20 protein-coding genes and 1 tRNA gene are annotated in these 21,470 nt (G+C 71.1%); 12 read left to right on the forward strand and 9 right to left on the reverse strand.

Features of this window, described 5'->3' with window-relative positions; translation table 11 throughout:
• Window positions 1-91: 91 nt before the first annotated feature.
• The gene (locus ITJ59_RS16720) at window positions 92-1,294 is read right to left on the reverse strand and encodes an aminotransferase class I/II-fold pyridoxal phosphate-dependent enzyme (RefSeq protein ID WP_194652404.1); all 1,203 of its coding nucleotides are present in this window, start codon (window positions 1,292-1,294) and stop codon (window positions 92-94) included.
• 215 nt (window positions 1,295-1,509) lie between these two features.
• Here ITJ59_RS16720 and ITJ59_RS19265 point away from each other — a divergent pair, with 215 nt between their 5' ends.
• The 5 genes from ITJ59_RS19265 (at window position 1,510) to ITJ59_RS16745 (ending at window position 7,836) form a co-directional block, all read left to right on the forward strand.
• Complete coding sequence (locus tag ITJ59_RS19265; RefSeq protein ID WP_228511668.1) at window positions 1,510-3,591, forward strand: S1C family serine protease; 2,082 nt, start codon at window positions 1,510-1,512, stop codon at window positions 3,589-3,591.
• A 183-nt stretch (window positions 3,592-3,774) separates the two neighbouring features.
• Window positions 3,775-4,818: a glycosyltransferase family 2 protein gene (locus tag ITJ59_RS16730; protein WP_194652405.1), complete on the forward strand. Its 1,044-nt coding sequence runs from the start codon at window positions 3,775-3,777 to the stop codon at window positions 4,816-4,818.
• Window positions 4,819-4,822: 4 nt separating this feature from the next.
• On the forward strand, window positions 4,823-5,644 hold the full coding sequence (locus tag ITJ59_RS16735) for a CDP-alcohol phosphatidyltransferase family protein (RefSeq protein WP_194652406.1): 822 nt from the start codon (window positions 4,823-4,825) through the stop codon (window positions 5,642-5,644).
• Window positions 5,641-6,561, forward strand: a complete 921-nt coding sequence (locus ITJ59_RS16740; protein WP_323749539.1) for a glycosyltransferase family 2 protein — start codon at window positions 5,641-5,643, stop codon at window positions 6,559-6,561. Before ITJ59_RS16735 ends, ITJ59_RS16740 begins: the two co-directional genes overlap by 4 nt.
• A gap of 42 nt (window positions 6,562-6,603) precedes the next feature.
• The gene (locus tag ITJ59_RS16745) at window positions 6,604-7,836 is read left to right on the forward strand and encodes a CDP-glycerol glycerophosphotransferase family protein (protein WP_194652407.1); all 1,233 of its coding nucleotides are present in this window, start codon (window positions 6,604-6,606) and stop codon (window positions 7,834-7,836) included.
• Window positions 7,837-7,853: 17 nt separating this feature from the next.
• Here the strand turns inward: ITJ59_RS16745 and ITJ59_RS16750 are convergent, their stop codons facing one another.
• The 4 genes from ITJ59_RS16750 to ITJ59_RS16765 form a co-directional block, all read right to left on the reverse strand.
• Complete coding sequence (locus ITJ59_RS16750; protein ID WP_194652408.1) at window positions 7,854-8,156, reverse strand: hypothetical protein; 303 nt, start codon at window positions 8,154-8,156, stop codon at window positions 7,854-7,856.
• Between the two features lie 134 nt (window positions 8,157-8,290).
• Complete coding sequence (locus ITJ59_RS16755) at window positions 8,291-9,061, reverse strand: ABC transporter ATP-binding protein (protein WP_194652409.1); 771 nt, start codon at window positions 9,059-9,061, stop codon at window positions 8,291-8,293.
• Window positions 9,061-9,885, reverse strand: a complete 825-nt coding sequence (locus ITJ59_RS16760; protein WP_416354878.1) for an ABC transporter permease — start codon at window positions 9,883-9,885, stop codon at window positions 9,061-9,063. The genes ITJ59_RS16755 and ITJ59_RS16760 overlap by 1 nt, the downstream gene beginning before the upstream one ends.
• A gap of 44 nt (window positions 9,886-9,929) precedes the next feature.
• Window positions 9,930-10,625 (reverse strand): NTP transferase domain-containing protein, encoded by a 696-nt coding sequence (locus tag ITJ59_RS16765; RefSeq protein ID WP_194652410.1) that lies wholly within the window; start codon window positions 10,623-10,625, stop codon window positions 9,930-9,932.
• Between the two features lie 298 nt (window positions 10,626-10,923).
• Here ITJ59_RS16765 and ITJ59_RS16770 point away from each other — a divergent pair, with 298 nt between their 5' ends.
• Genes ITJ59_RS16770 through ITJ59_RS16780 form a run of 3 tightly spaced genes read left to right on the forward strand, consistent with a single transcriptional unit; the run spans window position 10,924 to window position 14,041 of the window.
• Window positions 10,924-12,192 (forward strand): ABC transporter ATP-binding protein, encoded by a 1,269-nt coding sequence (locus ITJ59_RS16770; protein ID WP_228511669.1) that lies wholly within the window; start codon window positions 10,924-10,926, stop codon window positions 12,190-12,192.
• Window positions 12,168-13,739, forward strand: coding sequence for an ABC transporter permease (locus tag ITJ59_RS16775; RefSeq protein ID WP_194652411.1), 1,572 nt, complete (start codon window positions 12,168-12,170; stop codon window positions 13,737-13,739). The genes ITJ59_RS16770 and ITJ59_RS16775 overlap by 25 nt, the downstream gene beginning before the upstream one ends.
• 41 nt (window positions 13,740-13,780) lie before the next feature.
• Window positions 13,781-14,041: a DUF3039 domain-containing protein gene (locus ITJ59_RS16780; RefSeq protein WP_092093667.1), complete on the forward strand. Its 261-nt coding sequence runs from the start codon at window positions 13,781-13,783 to the stop codon at window positions 14,039-14,041.
• Between the two features lie 79 nt (window positions 14,042-14,120).
• Here the strand turns inward: ITJ59_RS16780 and ITJ59_RS16785 are convergent, their stop codons facing one another.
• Complete coding sequence (locus ITJ59_RS16785; protein WP_194652412.1) at window positions 14,121-15,413, reverse strand: nicotinate phosphoribosyltransferase; 1,293 nt, start codon at window positions 15,411-15,413, stop codon at window positions 14,121-14,123.
• A gap of 116 nt (window positions 15,414-15,529) precedes the next feature.
• Between ITJ59_RS16785 and murI the strand changes: the two genes are divergently transcribed.
• The 3 genes from murI (at window position 15,530) to rdgB (ending at window position 17,765) form a co-directional block, all read left to right on the forward strand.
• Window positions 15,530-16,369, forward strand: coding sequence for a glutamate racemase (gene murI, locus ITJ59_RS16790; RefSeq protein ID WP_194652413.1), 840 nt, complete (start codon window positions 15,530-15,532; stop codon window positions 16,367-16,369).
• Between the two features lie 74 nt (window positions 16,370-16,443).
• Window positions 16,444-17,175: a ribonuclease PH gene (gene rph / locus ITJ59_RS16795; RefSeq protein WP_194652414.1), complete on the forward strand. Its 732-nt coding sequence runs from the start codon at window positions 16,444-16,446 to the stop codon at window positions 17,173-17,175.
• Entirely contained in the window at window positions 17,172-17,765 is a 594-nt protein-coding gene (rdgB, locus tag ITJ59_RS16800; protein WP_194652415.1) for an RdgB/HAM1 family non-canonical purine NTP pyrophosphatase, read from the forward strand. The genes rph and rdgB overlap by 4 nt, the downstream gene beginning before the upstream one ends.
• 106 nt (window positions 17,766-17,871) lie before the next feature.
• Here the strand turns inward: rdgB and ITJ59_RS16805 are convergent, their stop codons facing one another.
• The 3 genes from ITJ59_RS16805 to ITJ59_RS16815 form a co-directional block, all read right to left on the reverse strand.
• A complete protein-coding gene (locus tag ITJ59_RS16805) occupies window positions 17,872-18,573 on the reverse strand; it encodes a DedA family protein (RefSeq protein WP_194652416.1) in 702 nt (233 codons plus the stop codon).
• A gap of 118 nt (window positions 18,574-18,691) precedes the next feature.
• Window positions 18,692-18,772 (reverse strand) — tRNA-Leu (locus ITJ59_RS16810).
• Window positions 18,773-18,951: 179 nt separating this feature from the next.
• A complete protein-coding gene (locus ITJ59_RS16815; protein WP_194652417.1) occupies window positions 18,952-20,244 on the reverse strand; it encodes an MFS transporter in 1,293 nt (430 codons plus the stop codon).
• A 56-nt stretch (window positions 20,245-20,300) separates the two neighbouring features.
• On the opposite strand from ITJ59_RS16815, the gene mnmA reads away from it, so the two are divergent.
• On the forward strand, window positions 20,301-21,407 hold the full coding sequence (mnmA, locus tag ITJ59_RS16820; protein ID WP_194652418.1) for a tRNA 2-thiouridine(34) synthase MnmA: 1,107 nt from the start codon (window positions 20,301-20,303) through the stop codon (window positions 21,405-21,407).
• Window positions 21,408-21,470: the final 63 nt, after the last annotated feature.

The following is a 21,470-nucleotide window of genomic DNA, read 5'->3' on the forward strand; positions in this document are numbered from 1 at the left end:
AGAACGCGCGTTGGGAGCAGGAACGCCGGGCCTCCCACACGCGGAACGTCCTGGTGCGCGCGGAACGTCCCCTGACGCGCGAGAGGTCTCCCTACGCGCGGGACGGCAGCTGCGCCATGCGGGCGGCGGCGTCCTCGAGCACGGAGCGCCGCTTGCAGAACGCGAAGCGCACCAGGGAGCGGTAGCCCGCGGCGTGGTCCGGTCGCACGAACGCGGACACCGGCACGCCGACGACCCCGGCGAGGGCGGGCAGCTCGAGGCAGAAGGCCCGCGCGTCGTCGTACCCGAGGGGCGCGGTGTCCGCGATCACGAAGTACCCGCCGTCCGGTCGCATCACGTCGAAGCCAGCGGTCCGGAGCCCTGTCGCGAGCAGGTCGTGCTTCGCGGCGAGCTCGGCGGCGATCCCGGAGAAGACGGCATCGGGCAACCGCAGTCCGACTGCGACGGCCGGTTGGAACGGTGCGCCGTTGACGAAGGTCAGGTACTGCTTCACCGTCGTGATGGCGTCGACGAGCGCCGGGGGAGCGGTGAGCCACCCGATCTTCCAGCCGGTGGTGCTGAAGGTCTTGCCGGCGCTCGAGATCGACACCGTGCGCTCGGCGGCACCGGGCAGCGTCGCGATCGGCGTGTGCGGGACGGTGAACGTCAGGTGCTCGTAGACCTCGTCGGTCACGATGAGTGCGTCGTACCGCGTGGCGAGGTCGACGATCGTGGTCAGGACGTCGTCGGGCAGGACCCGGCCGGTCGGGTTGTGCGGGGTGTTGACGAGCACGACCCGCGTGCGGTCGGAGAACGCTGCGCGCAGGGCGTCCTCGTCCGGCAGGAACTCCGGAGCCGCGAGCGGCACGGTGACGTGCGTGCCACCGGCGAGCCGGATGAGCGCGCCGTACGCGTCGTAGAACGGCTCGAACGTGATGACCTCGTCGCCCGGCTCGACCAGGGCGAGGAGCGTCGCGGCGAGGGCCTCGGTGGCACCGGCCGTCACCAGGACCTGCCGGTCCGGATCGACGTCGAGGCCGTACCACCGCCGCTGGTGCTCGGACACGGCCGCGCGGAGGTCGGCCGTTCCGCGTCCGGGCGGGTACTGGTTCACGCCGTCGCGGATGGCCTGGACCGCTGCGTCGAGCACCTCGACTGGACCGTCCTCGTCGGGGAACCCCTGACCGAGGTTGAGTGCACCGGTGCTCGTGGCGAGGGCGCTCATCTCGGCGAAGACGGTGGGCGCGGGGACGCCGTCCGGTCCCAGGAGCATCGCGCCCTCGGCTGCTCGCAACCAGGGTCCGGCCTGCCGCATGTGGTTCCCTCCGGTGACGGCGACGACGTGTCGCGCTGCGTGTCGCGCTGCCTGTCGCGCTGAACGGACCCCAACCTAGCTGGCCGTCCAGCGGTGGTCCGGGGCGGGACCCACAGCGCACGCATAAGATCGGCAGAGGATGCTTCCAGCGTCGCCAGAAGCACCGCTCAGGTGGCTGCGACAGACTGCACGAGCTTGAAAGGAGCACGTCCAGCATGACCGACACCACGCCCAACGGGCAGGGCGACGACCGCCGTCCGGACGATGCGGCATCGCCTGCCGCCAGTGACGACGCCGCCGCAGCGGCCACGAAGGGGAACACGTCGATGCCGAACGACTCCGAGCAGGTCAACGACGCCGAGCAACCGCACGACGCCACGCCCCACGCGGCGCCGTCCGACGACAGCGCACGTGCCGACCACACCGACGTGATCCCGTCGGCGGCCGAGCACCCCACGGACCGCTACACGGCGCCGTACCCGACGCTCTCCGACGACCAGCAGCGCGACGCCGGCCAGCAGCAGCCGACCGACCAGCAGCCGAGCGGGCAGCAGCCGACGGGCTACGGTCAGCAGACCTCGCCCTACGGCCAGGCGTCCCAGTACGGACAGCAGCCCGCGGCCGACCAGACAGGTCAGCAGGGCAAGTACGGGCAGCAGTCCCAGTACGGCCAGGCCAACCCCTACGGTCAGCCGGCGCAGCAGAGCCAGTACGGCCAGCAGAGCCAGTACGGCCAGCAGCCGCAGTACGGGCAGCAGGACCAGTACGGCCAGCAGTCGCAGTACGGGCAGCAGGACCAGTACGGCCAGCAGTCGCAGTACGGGCAGCAGGACCAGTACGGCCAGTCGAACCCGTACGGCCAGCAGCCGCCTGCCAGCCGGCCCCGCTACGGCGAGTACGCCCAGCCGACCTCGTCCGCGGCCCCCGCGTCCTCGTCGGAGTACACCGCAGCCTCGGCGCAGGCCCCGCAGTCCGCCACGAGCGCCTTCGGCGACGTCGACGGCGCGAACCAGCGCAACGGCCACTACTTCGCCGACGGCGCAGCCAGTGCAGCCGGTGCCTCGGGCGCAGCCGCCACCACGACCACCACACGCTCCGGCCGCAACAAGCTCGTCCTGCCGATCATCGCGGGCCTGGTCGTCGCCGGCCTCGTCGGCGGCGGTGCCGGTTGGCTCGCCGGGTCGTCGCAGGGCGGCACCGTCACGTCGTCGTCGGGTTCGTCGCAGAGCGGCAACCTCACGGTCAACGACTACGACTCGGCCACGGTGGTCACCGCGGTGGCCGCGCAGGCGACGCCGTCGGTCGTCACGATCAACGTGTCGTCCAGCAGTGAGGCCGGCACCGGTTCGGGCGTCGTGATGAGCAAGGACGGCTACATCGTCACGAACACCCACGTGGTGACGCTCGACGGCGACAGCGCGAACGGTTCGATCACGGTCACCACCTCGAACGGCAAGATCTACGAGGGCAAGCTCATCGGCACCGACCCGACGGTCGACCTGGCGGTCATCAAGATCGACGCGACCGACCTCAAGCCGATGGAGTTCGCGGACTCCTCGAAGCTCAACGTCGGTGACACCGCGGTCGCGATCGGCGCCCCGCTCGGCCTGTCGAACACGGTCACGGACGGCATCGTCTCGACCCTGAACCGCAGCATCCAGGTCACCTCGAGCGCCCCCAGCGAGGGTGGCGACTCGAACGAGGGCGGCAACGGCGGCAGCGGACCGTTCGACTTCTGGGGGAACGGTGACAACGGCAGCAGTTCGTCGTCGAACACGACGGTCTCGCTGCCGGTCATCCAGACCGACGCGTCGATCAACCCGGGCAACTCCGGTGGCGCGCTGCTCGACTCCAAGGGCAAGCTCATCGGCATCAACGTCGCGATCGCGTCGGCGGGCAGTTCGTCGTCGTCGGACTCCGTGGCCGGCAGCATCGGCGTCGGGTTCTCGATCCCGTCGAACCTGGTCGAGCGCGTGGCGAACGAGATCAAGGACAAGGGCTCGGCCACGCACGGCCTGCTCGGCGCCACGGTCGGCGATGCCTCGGAGAACGCCAGTGCGACCCAGATGGGGGCGCTCATCAAGTCGGTCTCGTCCGGCGGCGCAGCGGCCAAGGCCGGCCTGCAGAAGGGCGACGTCGTCACGAAGATCGGTTCGGCGACCGTCTCGGACGCCACCGACCTGACGGCGCAGGTCCGCTACTTCGCAGGCGGCGCGTCGACCACGATCAGCTACATCCGCGACGGCCAGACGCGCGAGGCGGACGTGACACTGGGCACGTACGACAGCAAGGGCTGACGCCACCACGGACAGGACGGGAGGCCCGGTGCACGACGTGCGCCGGGCCTCCCGTCCGTCTGCGGGTCGCGTCGCGGGCGCCCCGCAGGTTCCGGGTCCGGGTCTTGATAGGCTCATGGTCGCTCTGCGGGGCGGCACCGCCCCGGTGCGTCCCGTGCACCCAGCCAGCACCCCGAGGTACGCATGCAGACAGACGGACAGCCCCTGCCGGGCGTCTCGTACGTGATGCCCGTGCTCAACGAGGTCACCGAGGTCCGCGCGGCGGTCGCCAGCCTGCTCGACCAGGACTACGCCGGCGTCTTCGAGGTCATCCTCGCGCTCGGGCCCTCGATCGACGGCACGAACGAGCTCGTCGCCGAGATGAGTGCCGCCGACCCGCGCATCCGGGCGATCGACAACCCCGTCGGGTCCACCCCCGCGGGCCTCAACGTCGCGATCAAGGCGTCCGTGCACCCCGTCGTGGTGCGCGTCGACGCGCACTCGGTGCTGCCCGCGGACTACACACGGATCGCCGTCCGGACGCTGCTCGAGTCGGGCGCGGACAACGTCGGCGGCATCATGCGCGCCGAGGGCCGCAGCCCGTTCGAGCGTGCCGTCGCCCTGGCGTACGGCAGCCGGGTCGGGCTCGGCGGCACGCCGCACCACGTCGGCGGCACTGCCGGCCCCGCGGAGACCGCGTACCTCGGTGTCTTCCGCCGCGACCGTCTGTTCGAGGTCGGCCTGTTCGACGAGGGCATCAAACGCGGCCAGGACTGGGAGCTGAACCGGCGACTGCGGCAGACCGGCGGCACCGTCTGGTTCACACCGGAGCTCGTCGTCACCTACCGGCCGCGTCCGAGCCTCAAGCGCCTGGTGCGGCAGTTCGTCGCGACCGGCCTGTGGCGCGGTGAGCTCGCCCGCCGGTTCCCCGCGAACAACGGCCTGCGGTACTTCGTACCGCCCGCGATGGTCGCGGCGATGGCCGTCGGCATCGTCGCCGGCATCGTCGGCGTCGTCGGCGCAGCCCTCGCCAGCCCGGTCGCCTGGGCGATGCTCGGGTTCGCCGTGCCCGCCGTGTACCTGCTCTTCGTCATCGTCGGGTCACTCGCCGTCGCGCGTCGGTCCGGGGTGGCGACCTTCCTCTGGCTGCTCGTGGTGCTGCCCTGCATCCACGTGGGATGGGGGCTCGGTTTCATCATCGGGTTCCTCACCCGCACCTCCGAGCTGACCACCCACACCGGACGGTGACCCCATGACCGACCACGCCACCCCCGGCCGCGGTTCCGCACGCCCGACGTCCATCGCGGAGCTCCGGGCCGTCGCCCAGCCCGACGAGGTCCGCGCCCGTGCCAACGCCGAGCACTGGACGGCGTCGCTGTACCTGCGCGACGTGTCCCCCTACCTGACCTGGGTGCTCCTGAAGACCCGCGTCAGCGCCAACCAGGTGACCGGCCTGATGATCCTGGTGGGCTGGAGCGTCGCGGCCGCACTGTTGATCCCGGGGATCTGGGGAGCGGCACTCGCCCTCGTGCTCGGGCAGCTGCAGATGCTCGTCGACTGCTGCGACGGCGAGGTCGCGCGCTGGCGTGGCACCCGCTCGCCCGCCGGGGTGTTCCTGGACAAGGTGGGGCACTACACGACCGAGGGGCTGATCCCGATCGCGCTGGGCATCCGTGCCGCCACGTGGCCGATCCACGGCGCCGACTGGATGTGGACCACGATCGGATGTGCGCTGGGTCTGGTGATCGTGCTCAACAAGGCCCTGAACGACATGGTGCACGTCGCCCGTGCGAACGCCGGGCTCGACAAGCTCGTCGACCGCCGCGATGCCTCGACCGCGCCGTCCGGCCGGAAGCTCGCATCGCTGCGCCGCCTGGCCCGGTTCCTGCCGTTCCACCGGCTGTACCACTCGGTGGAGTTGAGCATGCTGGCGTTCGTGTTCGCCCTGATCGCGCTGGTGATCGGCGACCCGCTCGCCAGCCGGATCCTGGTCGGCGCGCTGCTGCCGCTCGCCGTGCTGGCGACGGCTGGTCACTTCATGGCGATCATGGCCTCGAAGCGGGTCAAGGCGTGACCGGCGGCTCCGTCCCGAGCACGGTACGTCGCCACGCGGTCGTGCACCGCGAGCGGCCCCGCATCGCGGTCGTGAGCCTGTCACAGGGCACCCGGCCGGACGACCTGCGCCGTGGGCTCGACAGCGTGCTCGCGCAGCAGGGGGTCGAGCTGGACATCGTCTGCGTCGGCAACGGGTGGGAGCCCACCGGGCTGCCGGACGGGGTCCGGACGCTGGCGCTGCCGGAGAACCTCGGGATCCCGGCGGGACGCAACGCCGGTGCCCAGGTGGTCGACGGCGACTACGTGTTCTTCCTCGACGACGACGCATCGATCCCGTCCACGTCGTTCCTGCTGGACGCCGTCGCCCGGTTCGAGCGGGATCCGTCGCTGGGTCTGGTGCAGCCGCGCGTGGTCGACCCGACCGGAGCCGCGAACCCACGACGATGGGTGCCGCGCATCCGCAAGGGCGAGCCGGACCACTCGTCGGCGGTGTTCTCCGTCTGGGAGGGCGCCGTCGTGCTGCCGATGGACGTGTACCGCGTCGTGGGCGGGTGGGGCGCCGAGTACTTCTACGCCCACGAGGGCATCGAGCTCGCCTGGCGCGTCTGGGACGCCGGTCGACGTGCCTGGTACGCCGGCGACCTCGTCGCACACCACCCCGCGATCGACCCGGCGCGACACACCGAGTACTACCGGCTGAACGCCCGCAACCGGGTGTGGCTCGCACGGCGCAACCTGCCGGCCCCGATCCGGCCGCTGTACGTCGGCTCGTGGGCGGCGATCCAGGTCGCACGCTGGTGGCGGCACCCGCGTCGCCTGGCGACCTGGTTCGGCGGCCTCCGCGAGGGCTGGACCACCGACTGCGGGCCGAGCCGACCGATGAGCTGGCTCACCATCGCCCGGATGACCGTCGCCGGGCGTCCGCCGGTCGTCTGACCCACCCGCCCCACACCGCCACAGCAGACCGGGAGACAGAGCATGTCGATCACCAGTGACCTGCGGACCGCCGTGCGGCTGGCCCAGCGCCTGCTCACGTCGCGCCGGAGCCGCCGTGCACTCGCCCGTCGTCTGCCCTCGGCAGCGGTGCCGGCACCCGGCACGATCGAGATCGCGGTGTACTTCGCCGACGGCCCGGTCAACATGTACCAGGTGCGCCAGTGGTACGCGCCGCTGGCCGAGCTGGCGAAGACCCACCCCGTCGCGATCATCTCGCGGAGCCCGGGCACCATGCTCGCCCTGCTCGACGAGTCGCCCGTGCCCGCGGTGTACGCCCGCCAGGTGGTCGACCTGGAGCAGTTCGTGGACACCCAGGCGCCGAAGGTGGTGTTCTACGTCAACCAGAACGCCCGCAACTTCCAGATGATGCGGTACGGGCGGATGTGGCACGTCTTCGTCAACCACGGCGAGAGCGACAAGATGTACATGACGACGAACCAGTTCAAGGCGTACGACTACGCGTTGATCGCCGGGGACGCCGCGCGGGGACGGCTCGCCGAGGCCCTGTGGGACTACGACCTCGACGCGAAGACCATCGCGATCGGACGGCCACAGGCCGACCACTTCGCCGGCGCGGCACCGTACCCGGACGACGACCGTACCGTCGTGCTGTACGCACCGACCTGGGAGGGCGACCGCGGCGCCGCGGCGTACGGCTCGATCGCGTCGCACGGCACGACCATCGCGGAGCAGGTGCTCGCATCGCCCCGTCATCGGCTGGTGTACCGACCGCACCCCCGCAGCGGCGTGCTCGAGCCGGCCTACCGCGCGGCGCACGAGCGGATCGTCGCTGCGATCGCGGCGGCGAACGCGGCCGATCCGTCCGCGCACCACGTGCACGACGACGGCGGAGAGCTGGGCTGGCAGCTGGCAGACGCCGACGTCGCCATCACCGACATCAGCGCGATGATCTACGACCGGCTGGCCGTGGGCAAGCCGCTCATCGTGACACGACCGGTCTCGCCCGAGGCCGACGTCGACGAGCGCGGCTACCTGAGCGACGCGAACTGGTTGACCGCGGCGGACGCCCCGTCGGTCCTCGCGCGGATCGACGCCGCCGTGGGAGACGCCGCCGAGCTCGCGAAGCTGCAGCACTGGGTCGCGCAGTACTTCGGCGACACCACGCCCGGTGCGGCGACGGCGCGGTTCCACGCGGCCGTCGAGTGGCTGCTGGGACGGTGGCGCACCGTCGCCGCCGAGCGCGGAGAGCACTGACCGGCGTCCGGACCGGGTCACGGGTGCACACCCTGACCGACCAGCGACATCCGCCACAGGTACTCCGAGCGGTCCGGGCGACGCCAGCGGACGATGACGACGCCGGTGTCCTGTGCGTCGGCGCCGAACACGGCGACGGACAGGCTGCGCCCCGGTTCGAGTCGGTGCACTCCCAACGGCGGACTGTAGCCGTTGCCGAGGTGGGTGAGGGTGAGGCCGTCGAGCGGCTCGTCCCCGGTGTTGACGAGGTCGTAGCGGCGCGGGGCCTGCGAGCGGTCGATGGTGAACGGGACGGCGTACGCGGGTGCTGGGTGGTGCATGGGGGAAACGGTAGGGGGAGGGTCCGACGGCTGGGGCCCGGTGCGGACCTCGGGGCCCTGCGGGTGTGGAGCGGGTACGGGGCGCCCGGATTGTGCAGGGGGAGTACCCCGGGTGTTCGGGGCCGCGAGTCGACTCAGACGCCGTAGTCGGCCGAGTACCGCGCCAGGGCGTCCTCGACGGGGCCGTCGAACTGCAGCCGACCCTTGTCCAGGTACAGGCCGCGGTCGCAGAAGCGCCGCAGGTCCTTGTCGCTGTGGGACACGAAGAACAGGGTCCGACCACCGGCCAGGAGTTCCTCGATCCGCTTGTAGCACTTCTCGCGGAAGGCCTTGTCGCCGACGGCCAAGACCTCGTCCACCAGGATCACGGGTTCGTCGAGGCGCGAGATCACCGCGAAGGCGATGCGCACCTTCATCCCGCTCGACAGGTGCTTGTAGGGGGTGTCCACGAAGTCGGCGATCTCGGCGAACGCGATGATCTCGTCGAACGCGTCGCGGATCTCGGCGCGCGACATGCCGTGCAGACCGGCGGTCAGGTAGACGTTGTCGCGGACGGACAGGTCGCCGACGAAGCCGCCGGTGATCTCGATGAGCGGCGCGACACCGGCACCGACGTCGATGCGTCCTTCGTCCGGCAGCATCACCTGTGCCACGAGCTTCAGCAGCGTGGACTTGCCCTGGCCGTTCCGGCCGACGACGCCGATCGCCTCGCCCGGGCGGACGTCGAACGACACGTTGCGGAGGGCCCAGAACTCGTCGGCACGCTTGCGACGGCCGCGTCCGGCGAAGAGGTCCTTGAAGTTGCGGCTCGCGCGGCGGTTCCGCTTGAAGCAGATGCCGGCGTCGCGCACCGAGATGACGGGGGCGACGGTCTCGGTGCGTCGGGTCTGGTCCGTGGCGGTCATCACAGCTCCTTCAGCACGCGGTGCTCGCTGCGGCGGAACACGGCGAAGCCGATCACCAGGACGATGCCGGTGATCACGACGGACGCGCTGACCTCGAGCCAGTCGAGCTGGCTCGGGAAGAACGCGGCACGGTACATCCCGAAGATGCCGGTGAGCGGGTTGATCGCAGCGATGGGGTGCAGGGCGTCCGGCAGTGCGTGCGTGCCGTAGATGATCGGCGATGCGTAGAACAGGAACCGCAGGACGAGCTTGGTGGCGCGTTCGAGGTCGCGGAAGAAGACCACGAGCGGGGCGACGATCAGGCCGAGGCCGTACACGAGCGCGCACTGCAGCACGATCGCCAGGGGGAAGAACACCACCTGCCAGTGCAGGTGTGCACCGGTGGCGATCGCGAACGCCGCCAGCACCGGCAGGCTCAGCAGGAACTCGATGCCCTTGGACGCGTCGATCCGCGCGACCCAGATGGTGCGGGGGATCGTCGTCGAGCGGATGAGCTTCGACTCCTTGATGAACGCCCGTGTGGAGTCCGAGACGCCTCCGGTGAACCACATCCAGGGCAGCAGCGCGGAGAGCAGGAAGACGATGTACGGGTCTTCACCGACGGACCCGCGGTGGAACACCTGGGTGAAGACGAACCAGTAGATCGCCGACATCACGAGCGGGTCGAGGATCGACCAGACGTAGCCGAGCGCCGAGGTGGAGTACCGGACGCGGAGATCGCGGACGGTCAGCAGCCAGAGCGCATGACGATAGCGCCGACCGGCGCTCCGGGTCGCCGCTGGTGCGGCAGCCGCGGGCACGGTCGGCGCGCTCGCTGTGGTCACGGTTTCCCTTCGGGCGGAACCGCCGAAGGGGTCCTGACGGAGGTTCAGGCGAACAGGTTGTTCGCGCGCTCGAGGTCCTCGGCGAAGTCGATCTCGACCGCGTACAGGTCGGAGATGTCGATCGGGGACCAGCGTAGCCCGTCCTCGGCGATGGCAGCCTCGATGCCGCCCTCGAAGTACTCCTGGTCGTCGACGCGACCGAGCTGGCGGATGAGCGCCTGCTTGTCGGCCGCCGACACGTAGTTGATGCCGACCGCTTCGCCGAGCCCGCCGACGACCTGCTTGGAGAGCTTGTGGATGAAGCCCTCGGCGTCGACGGTGTACTTGACCTCTTCATCGGAGACCTTGTCGGTGTTGACGCTGACGAACGAGCGGTCCTCGTCGATCATGTCGGCCGCGCGGACGAGTGCCATCGGGTCGAAGACCACGTCGCCGTTCATCCAGAGGACACCGCTCTTGCCGGTCGCCTTGAGTGCACGGAGGAGGCTCTTCGAGGTGTTCGTGGAGTCGTAGGACTCGTTGTAGACGAAGGCGGCGTCGGGGAAGGCCTCGACGATGTGCTCCGACTTGTAGCCGACGACGATCGTCACGCGGGCGCTCGAACCGAACGCTGCGCGGATGTTGTCGAACTGCTGCTGCATGATGGTGCGGCCGTCGCTGAGCTCCGTGAGCGGCTTCGGCAGGCTGCGGCCGAGGCGGCTCCCCATCCCCGCTGCGAGGATCACGATCTGCGTGGTCATGATGGTCCCTTCTGGTGTCCGCCCGCGCGCCCTGGGGCACGGGCGGGCCTCGTCGAGTCTGCTCGCGCAATGTCCGAGTTCCCCGAGAGCCGCGCGCCACGGGCCCTGACGGCCCACTGCTGCACGAGTTCGAGGAGCCCGCCGGAGCAGGTTTCCAAGTGGTGAACACTCCTTCGTGCCCTGGTGAATGATACGGAAACACCCGCTCCACGGGTAGGCCTGCCGCGCTTCGTACTCATTTCGTGACACTGGCGCAGGCGGGTCCCCGCAGCCCGGAGACCGTTGGTACGGTTGGGCGATGGCCGCCGGTGCAGAGAACGAGGACGTGTACGCCACGACCGACGCTGCCTGGATGACCGAAGCGAGTGACACCGAACCGAGCGACGCCGACGAGCGTGACGCCGACCGGGTGGACGCCGCGGCGGGGGACGACGCCGACGACGACGACATGGGGGAACCGGATGCGCGCGACGCCTCCGTTGATGACGCGATGACCGACGACACCACGGCCACCGACGGCGCGACGGCCACCGATGCCGCCACCGAGTCGGCCACGCGGGCGGCAGCGGCCGCCCCCACGACGACCACCGGTCCCCGCCCTGCCAAGGCGCGCACCGGGAAGCAACGCACCAAGCGGCCGACGAAGGCCGCCGGCGAGACCGGCACCGTGCCTCCCGGCCAGCCGACGGATGCCGACGCGCTCGACGCGACCACGGCCGCACCGCCGACGGACGCAGCACCCACCGTTCCACCGACCAAGAAGCGCGCGCCGCGCGCCACGACGCCGAAGGCCCAGCAGCAGCTGCAGCCCGTCGTGCTCGCGGCGAGCGGGCTCGTCAAGCGGTACGGGCAGACGCTCGCCGTCGACGAGGTCGACCTCGAGATCCGCCAGGGCTCGATCTTCGGGGTCGTCGGTCCCAACGGTGCCGGCAAGACCACCACGCTGTCGATGATCACCGGGCTGCTGCGACCCGATGCCGGGTCCGTCGAGGTCCTCGACCACGACGTCTGGGCCGATCCCACTGCGGCCAAGCGGAGCCTCGGGGTGCTGCCGGACCGGCTTCGCCTCTTCGACCGGCTCACCGGCGCGCAGCTGCTCTACTACTCGGCGACGCTGCGTGGGATCGACGGCGCCACCGCCCGCGAGCGCAGCACCGACCTCGCCGAGGCCTTCGGTCTCGGCGAAGCGCTCGGTCGTCAGGTGGCCGACTACTCGGTCGGCATGGCGAAGAAGATCGCCCTGGCCGCCACCCTCATCCACTCGCCACGGGTCCTCGTGCTCGACGAGCCGTTCGAGTCGGTCGACCCGGTGAGCGCCGCGACGATCACCGACATCCTGCGCCGCTACACGCGCGGTGGCGGGACCGTCGTGCTCTCCAGCCACTCCATGGAGCTCGTGCAGCGCACCTGCGACTCCGTCGCCATCATCGTCGGCGGGAAGGTCCTCGCCTCGGGGACCATGGCCCAGGTGCGCGGTCGCAAGAGCCTCGAGGACAAGTTCGTCGAGCTCGCCGGTGGCCGCGTCGTGGCAGAGAGCATGGAATGGTTGCACAGCTTCTCCGGCTGAGGGCCGACCTGCTGGCGGGCGAGGTCCGCGGCAGCGCCCGCCGGTCCGTGCTCGTCGTGCTCGGCAGTCTGGTCGGGTTCCTCGCCGCCGTGTTCGTCGCGACGCAGATGGTCGCCCTGCGGACGGTCGACCCCGACGCAGCCCGCGCGGTCATCGTGCCGGTCGGGACACTCATCGCGTTCGGGTTCACCGTCGTGCCGCTCGTCGTCGGGCGGGGCGACCAGCTCGACCCGCGACGCTTCGCCGTGTTCGGGATCGGGCGCCGTCGGCTCGCCGTCGGCCTCGTCGTCGCCGGGCTGATCGGCATCCCCGTACTCGGCGTGGTCGTCGTCGCCGTCGCGCAGTCGATCGTCTGGACCCGCGACGCCGGGACCGGTGTGCTGGCAGTCGTCGGCGGGCTGCTCGCGATCGCCACGTCCGTGCTCCTGATCCGGGTGTGCTGCACCGTCGGTTCGAGGCTGATCGGTCCGAACCGGTCCCGTGACGCCGGGTGGCTCGTCGCACTCGTGATCGTCGTGCTCACGATCCCGACCGTCTCGCTGTTGCTCCGGGTCGACTGGCTCGACCCCCAGGGTGCCGAGATGCAGCGCGTCGCGGACGTCGCCGGGTGGACGCCGTGGGGCGCCGCCTGGGCCGTGCCCGCCGAGGTCGCCAGCGGCCACGTCGGCACCGGCTTCCTCAAGCTCCTCGTCGCGGTCGCGGTCGTCGCCCTGCTGACCTGGGCGTGGTGGGCACTCGTCGGCCGTGCGCTCGAGTCCGTCGACGGGCGGACCCGCACCCGGCGCTACCAGGGGCTCGGCTGGTTCGACCGACTCGGGTCGACCCCGGTCGCCGCCGTCGCCGCCCGCGCCCTGACCTACTGGGTGCGCGACCCGCGGTACCGCACCTCGTACCTGATCATCCTGTTCGTCCCGCTCGTCGTGATCCCGCTCGGGGTCGCCGGGGTGCCGTGGCACTGGACGGCGCTCGTTCCGCTGCCACTGATGGCGCTCATCGCCGGGTTCCTGCCGCACAACGACGTCTCGTACGACAACACCGCGGTGTGGTTGCACGTCGCCTCAGGCGCTCCGGGGTGGAGCGACCGCCTCGGCCGCGTCGTCCCGGTCCTGGTCGTCGGGGCTCCGGCGCTCGTGGCCGGTTCGGCGGTGTCGGCCTGGCTGTTCGACGACTGGACGGTGTTCCCGCTGCTCATCGGCGTGAGTGCGAGCGCCCTGCTCTCCGGGCTCGGGCTGTCGAGCATCGTCTCCGTGCTGCTGCCCTACCCGACCGTGCGGCCGGGGGACCACCCGTTCCAGCAGCCGCAGGCCGCCGGTGTGACGGCGACGGTCGCGCAGTCGACGATGGTGATCGGGATCGTGCTGTGCACCGTTCCGGCAGCGTGGTTCGCCGTGCTGGCGTTCGTCGAGGGTGCGGACCCGTGGTCGATGCTGACGCTGTCGGTGGGCATCGGGGTCGGCATCGTCGTGCTGGTCGTCGGGATCTTCGCGGGCGGTCGGCTGTTCGACCGACGCGGCCCGGACCTGCTGGCAGCGGCGCAGCGCAACTAGCACGCAGCGCGTCGGCGCGCAGACCGTCGTACCCTGGAGCCATGAGCATGACGGAACCAGGCGGCGGCCTCGACGTGATGGACCGGGAGCTCGAGAAGCTCCTCGAAGAAGAAGCGATCGAGCCCGGCGACCACGAGCGGTTCTCGCACTACGTCAAGAAGGACAAGATCCTGCAGTCCGCACTGTCCGGCAAGCCGGTCAAGGCACTGTGCGGCAAGAAGTGGATCCCGGGCCGCGACCCGGAGAAGTTCCCGGTCTGCCCGGACTGCAAGGCCATCTACGAGAAGATGAAGGCCGAGTAGACGCGACCCCAGGACGGACGGGAGGCCCGTGGCGACGCCGCCACGGGCCTCCCGTCCGTCGTCTGCGTCCGCAGACCGCTCAGATCACCAGGGTCGGGATGGCGGGGTCGCCGCGGCCGATGCGGGCGGCGTCCGCGGGCAGCTCGGCCTTCGCCCGTGCGTGGTGCGCCCGAGCGGCCTCGACCCCGGCAGCGCCGAGGAACGCCGGATCGACCTCGCCGCCGGTGACCACGGGGACGAGCAACGGGCGCTCGTCGGGCCCGACCTGTCCGGCCGTGAGCACGACCTCGGCCGTGGCGACGCCGTTGCGCAGCCGCCGCCCGGCTTCCTTCCGCCCACCGATCGAGGCCTTGTCCGCCGACTTCTTGGCGACGGAGACCCACTCGCCGTCGGCGTCGGCCCCGCGGTGCGCGACGAGCTTGAACACCATGCCCGCGGCCGGGTGCCCCGACCCGGAGACGACCGAAGTGCCGACGCCGTACGAGTCGACCGGTGCCGCGCGGAGAGCCGCGATCGTGTACTCGTCCAGATCGTTCGTGACGGTGATCTTCGTGTCGGTCGCGCCGAGACGGTCGAGTTGTGCCCGGACTGCCGCGACGACGGAGGGCAGGTCGCCGCTGTCGATGCGGACGCCGCCGAGCTTGCCGTCGGTCAGCCGGACGGCCGTGTCGACGGCCTGCTCGATGTCGTAGGTGTCGACGAGCAACGTCGTCCCGTTGCCGAGTGCGTCGAGCTGGGACCGGAACGCTGCTTCCTCGGAGTCGTGCAGCAGGGTGAACGCGTGCGCCGCGGTGCCCATCGTCGGGATGCCCCAGGTGCGTCCGGCCTCGAGGTTGCTCGTCGCGCCGAACCCGGCGATGTACGCGGCCCGTGCGGCGGCGACGGCGTTCCACTCACCGGTGCGGCGCGAGCCCATCTCGGCGAGTGGACGACCGTCGGCAGCGGAGACCATGCGTGCGGCGGCCGAGGCGATGGCGGAGTCGGCGTTGAAGACCGACAGCGCGAGGGTCTCGAGCACGACGGCCTCGGCGAAGGTGCCCTCGACCTGCAGGATGGGGGAGTTCGGGAAGTACACCTCGCCCTCGCGGTACGCCCGGATGTCTCCGGTGAACCGGTAGTCGGCGAGCCACGCTGCGGTGCCCGCGTCGATGACCCCGCGGTCGCGCAGGAACCCGATCTCGTCGTCGCCGAAGCGGAAGTCGCCGAGTGCGGTCAAGAACCGGCCGAGGCCGGCCGCCACGCCGTAGCGCCGCCCGTCGGGGAGCCGCCGGGCGAAGACCTCGAAGACGCACCGCCGGTCGGCGGTCCCGTCCTTCAGGGCCGCGTCGACCATGGTGAGTTCGTACTGGTCCGTCAGGAGCGCGCTGGTCACGCTGTCGACAATAGTGACGTGACCTCCTGGAGGCCCGGATCGCCTCGGGCGCCCGGCCCGCGGCGCGCAGGCGGTCCATCCTGACGTCCGCAGCGAGCGTCGGTACGCTGGTCACCGTGACGGATGCACCGATCGGAGTCTTCGACAGCGGGGTCGGCGGGCTCACCGTGGCCCGCGCGATCATCGACCAGCTGCCGCGCGAGAGCATCCGGTACGTCGGCGACACCGTGCACTCGCCGTACGGCCCGAAGCCCATCGCCGACGTCCGCCGCTACGCGCTCGAGGTCATGGACGACCTGGTCGAGCAGGGCGTCAAGGCCCTTGTCATCGCCTGCAACACGGCGTCGTCGGCCGTGCTCCGCGACGCCCGCGAACGGTACGAGCAGGCGTACGGCATCCCGGTGGTCGAGGTCATCCAGCCCGCCGCCCGCGCCGCCGTGAAGCAGACCCGGACCGGGCGCATCGGCGTCATCGGGACCGTCGGCACCATCACCTCGCGTGCCTACGAGGACGCCTTCGCCGTGGCCTCCGGCGTCACGCTGAGCCTGGCGGCGTGCCCGCGGTTCGTCGAGTTCGTCGAGGCGGGGGACACCTCGTCACCGGAGCTGCGCGAGGTCGCCGCCGGGTACCTCGACCCGATCCGCGCCGCCGACGTCGACACCCTCGTGCTCGGCTGCACCCACTACCCGCTGATGTCAGCCGCCATCCAGTACGTGATGGGCCCGGACGTCACCCTGGTGTCGAGTGCCGAGGAGACCGCCAGCGACGTGTACCGCCGGCTCGTCGAGCACGGCCTCGAGCGCACCACCACCACCGCCCCGACGTACTCGTTCGAGTCGACCGGCGACGACGAGGACGGGTTCCTGCGGCTCGCCCGCCGGTTCCTCGGCCCCGAGATCGTCCGCGTCGGCCACCTCGAGACCGGCGCCATCACGCTGCCCCGTGGGCGGGCCTGAGCGGCGACCCGCCGCTCGCCGCCGCCCGCTCCGATGACCCGCACCGCGCCTCCAGGCCGGACCGAAAGGACACCATGACCACCCGCATCGACGGCCGCCAGGCCGAGGACCACCGCCCCGTCACCATCGAGCGGGGGTGGAGCTCGCAGGCCGAGGGCAGCGCGCTCATCTCGTTCGGCAACACGAAGGTGCTCTGCACCGCCTCGTTCACGAACGGCGTGCCGCGCTGGCTCGCCGGCAAGGGCACCGGCTGGGTCACCGCCGAGTACTCGATGCTGCCGCGGTCGACGAACGAGCGCATGCAGCGCGAGTCGATCAAGGGCAAGGTCGGTGGCCGCACCCACGAGATCTCCCGGCTGATCGGTCGGTCGCTCCGTGCCGTGGTCGACACGAAGGCCCTCGGCGAGAACACACTGGTCATCGACTGCGACGTGCTACAGGCCGACGGCGGCACCCGCACGGCGTCGATCACCGGCGCCTACGTGGCCATGGTCGACGCGATCGAGTGGGGCCGCGGCAAGGGCTTCATCGGCAAGAAGGCCACTCCGCTGACCGACAGCGTGCAGGCGATCTCGGTCGGCATCGTCAAGGGCGAGCCGATGCTCGACCTGGCGTACACCGAGGACTCGGCCGCCGACACCGACATGAACATCGTCACGACCGGGTCGGGCAAGTTCATCGAGGTGCAGGGCACCGCCGAGCACGCGCCCTTCGACCGCGACGAGTTGAACGTCCTGCTCGACCTCGGCCTGGCCGGCAACCAGTCGCTCGCGGCGATCCAGCGTTCGGTCCTGGGCCTGGCGTGACGTCCCGCGAGGTGGTGCTGGCCACCCACAACCAGGGCAAGGTCGTCGAACTGCGCGAGATCCTCGGGTCGGCGTTGGGCGAGGGTGTCGAGCTGGTCGGCTACGACGGCCCCGAGCCGGTCGAGGACGGCGACACCTACGCCGCGAACGCCCTGATCAAGGCCCGTGCCGCGGTCGCCCACACCGGGCTGCCGGCGCTCGCCGACGACTCCGGCATCGCGGTCGACGCGCTCGACGGTGCCCCGGGCATCCACTCGGCGCGGTACGCGGGCACCCGGTCGGACGCCGACAACATCGCGCTGCTGCTGCAGAACCTCGACGGCGTCGTGGAGCGCACAGCCGCGTTCGTGTGCGCGGCCGCGTTCGTGACGCCCGACGGGTTCGAGCACGTCATCGAGGCGGTGTGGAACGGCGAGGTGCTGACCGAGCCCGTCGGCGACGGCGGCCACGGCTACGACCCGGTGTTCCGGCCGGACGACGCCGACCGCTCGTCGGCCGAACTCACCCGCGACGAGAAGAACGCGCTGTCGCACCGCAGCAAGGCGTTCCGGGGCATCGCGCCGACCGTCCGGGAGCACTTCGGCGTGTAGGTGTCGGTGCCGGTGCGCTTTCGTTCTGCACAACCGAAGTCGCCCCGAACCGCGGGAATCCGTGGTTCGGGGCGACTGCGGTTGTGCGGCGGGCGTCCGGAGTTCGCTACAGCTGCGGGTCGGCGGCCGGCGTCTCGGCCTCGGCCTCGTGCTTCTTCGCCTTGCGGGCGTTCCGGATGTACGTCAGCGCCATCGGCACGACGGTCACCAGGACGGCGGCGAGCAGGATGATGTCGATGTACTCGCGCACGATGTGGGCGATGAACGGGATGTGCCCGATGAAGTACCCGAGGAACGTCACGCCGACGCCCCATACAACGGCGCCGATCGCGTTGTACAGCGAGTACTTCTTGTAGTCCATCCGGCCGACACCGGCGGCGATCGGCGCGAAGGTGCGGACGACCGGCACGAAGCGCGCCAGGATCACGGCGAGGGGGCCGAAGCGGTGGAAGAAGGCGTTGGTCCGCTCGACGTTCGCCTTGGAGAACAGACCGCTCTCCTTGCGCTCGAAGATCGGTGGACCGGCCTTCTTGCCGATGTAGTAGCCGAGCTCCCCGCCGAGGAACGCCGCAGCACCGATCATCAGCGCGGCGACCCAGATCGGGATGCCACCGATCTCGCCGCCGCGGTCGAAGGCGAACAGCCCGGTGATGACCAGCAGGCTGTCGCCCGGGAAGATGAAGCCGATGAGCAGACCGGTCTCGGCGAAGACGATCGCACAGACGACGAGCACGGCGACGGCCCCGAAGTGGTCGAGGATGTACTGCGGATCCAGCCATGGGATCAGGGCGAGTGCGACGGAGTGCATGTCTCTTCCGGTCGTGCGGATGCGGTGACGGGAGGTGCACCCGCACGACGAGGGTACCGTCCGCCGATGACGCGGACGTCCGCCGACGGTATGAGATGCGTGAGCAAGCAACGGCCGGTGCGGAAGGAGGGACTCGAACCCTCACGCCTGGGGCACAGGAACCTAAATCCTGCGTGTCTACCGATTCCACCACTCCCGCGAGCAGCGGCAGTCTACCGAGCGCGCGCGGCGAGACGGACGTGCGCCGGGCCTCCCGTCCGTGCCGCGCACCGTGCGCCGGACGTGACGTGGTGCGAGGTACTGGACGTGGTGCGGGGCACGCAGGGTGCCACCGAGTACGGAACCTCGCACGAGACGGCAGCGCGCGCAGCGCGCTCGTCAGCGCAGCTGCCGCGGCAGGTACCGGGGCACGTAGCGCAGCAGCACGCCGGCGCCGATCAGGCCGAGCACGCCCATCACGCCGCTGGCCACCGCGATCGTCGCGACGGCCGTCACCCCCGAGATCACCAGCGGCGCCGCGGCTGACCCGAAGTCGCCGGTGAACCGCCACGCGCCGAGGAACGGCGCCGGGTCGTCCCGCGGGGCGAGGTCCGCGCCGAGCGTCATGAGGATGCCGGATCCGACGCCGTTGGCGAGCGACATCCCCATCGCGATCCCCACGAACCAGCCCACCCGGGCGTCGAGGTGGCCGCTCCACGCGAGCAGGAAGTAGCTGATGCTCAGCCCGAGCATGCAGGGGAGCGCGCTCGCCAGGCGCCCCCAGCGGTCCATGATCTGGCCGCTCGTGTAGAACAGCGCGAAGTCGACCGCACCGGCGATGCCGATGATCAGCGCCGCCGTCGAGTCGTCCACCCCGACGCTGACCGCCCACAGCGGCAGGATGACCTGCCGCCCGGCGCGCATCGCCCCGATCAGGGCGGCACCGCTGCCGAGGCGCAGCAGGACGGCGCCGTTCGCGCGGATGGTGCGGAAGAGGCCGTGCGCCTCCTTCTCGACGAAGACCGCGCCGGTGTCCGTGGACGGCTCCGTCACGTCGGTCGCGTCCGACCCCGACCGGGAGGCCCGTGGCGGCAACCGCAGACCGCGTGCGCCCGTCGCCGGGTCGCGGAGCACCAGGAGCACGGTCGCCGCCGCCAGGCAGCACACGACGTGGATCCAGAAGGCGCTGGCGGTGGTGCCGGTCAGGTGGATCACGCCGGCGGCGATGAAGGGGCCGACGAAGTACCCGAAGCGGAACACGCCGCCCAGGCTCGACAGGGCCCGCGCGCGGATCCGGACCGGGATGGCGGTCGTCATGTAGGCGTGCCGGGCGAGGGCGAACACCGCGGTGGAGACACCGACCAGGAACACCCCGAGCGCCAGCACCCAGGCGTTCGCCGCGGTCGTGCAGACGACGAGGCCGCCCACGGACACCAGGGCAGCGCCGATCATGGCGTTCCGCTCGCCGATCCGGGCGACGACGATGCCGGAGGGGACGTCGCCGATGAGCTCGCCGACCAGGATCAGGGACGCGACGAAGCCCGCGAACGCCAGGGTCGCGCCGAGGGAGTCCGCGGCGATCGGGATGATCGGGATGATCGCACCCTCGCCGATCGCGAAGAGCGCCGCGGGCAGGAACCCGGACAACAGGACGGACCGGAAGTCGAATGAGTCGTTCTCGGTCGTGGACATCGCTCGACCAACGGTACGCCAGCGGTACCGGTTCGTCGGCGGGTTACCCTGGAGGCATGCGTGTTCTGGCAGCGATGAGCGGTGGGGTCGACTCGGCGGTGGCGGCTGCCCGTGCGGTCGACGCCGGACACGACGTGGTCGGGGTGCACCTCGCGCTGAGCCGGATGCCGGGCACGCTCCGCACCGGCAGCCGCGGGTGCTGCACGATCGAGGACTCGATGGACGCCCAGCGCGCCGCGTCCGCCCTCGGGATCCCGTACTACGTGTGGGACTTCTCGGCCCGGTTCAAGGAGGACGTCGTCGACGACTTCGTCGCCGAGTACCAGGCCGGTCGGACCCCGAACCCCTGCATGCGGTGCAACGAGCGGATCAAGTTCGCCGCACTGCTCGAGAAGGCCCTGGCCCTCGGGTTCGACGCGGTCGCGACCGGACACTACGCCTCGATCGTCACCGGCCCTGACGGCGCCCGCGAACTCCACCGGTCGGCAGCGTGGGCGAAGGACCAGTCCTACGTGCTCGGGGTCCTGACCGCCGAGCAGCTCCAGCACGCGATGTTCCCGCTCGGGGCGACCCCGTCGAAGGACGAGGTCCGGGCCGAGGCCGCCGAGCGTGGCCTGACGGTCGCGCAGAAGCCGGACTCGTACGACATCTGCTTCATCCCGGACGGCGACACCCGCGGCTGGCTCGCCGACCGCGTCGGCAGCGAGACCGGTGACGTCGTCGAGCGAGACGGCACGGTCGTCGGCTCGCACGACGGCGCCCACGGCTACACGGTCGGGCAGCGTCGCGGGCTCGCCCTCGGTCGCCCCGCCGCCGACGGCAAGCCCCGGTTCGTGCTCGAGATCCGCCCGAAGGACAACACCGTCGTGGTCGGTCCGAAGGAGGCCCTGGCCGTGTCGTCGATGTCGGGCTCGCGCTTCACGTGGGCCGGCACCGCCCCCGCCGAGCCGCAGACGCCGTTCGCGTGCGACGTGCAGATCCGGGCGCACGCCGACCCGGTGCCGGCGACCGCGCGGGTGCAGGACGACGTGCTGGTCATCGACGTCGCCGAGCCGCTGCACGGCGTCGCCCCTGGTCAGACGGCCGTGGTCTACGTCGGCACCCGGGTGCTCGGGCAGTGCACGATCGACAGCACGGTCAGCGCCGTCCCCGTCGACGCCTGACACCGCCGCTCCCGGGGCGGGGGCTCGCTGCACGCCGCGTCGGTGGCACACGGTAGAACTGTT

Source organism: Curtobacterium sp. VKM Ac-1393 (genome assembly GCF_015350995.1).
In the GTDB taxonomy this organism is placed as follows: domain Bacteria; phylum Actinomycetota; class Actinomycetes; order Actinomycetales; family Microbacteriaceae; genus Curtobacterium.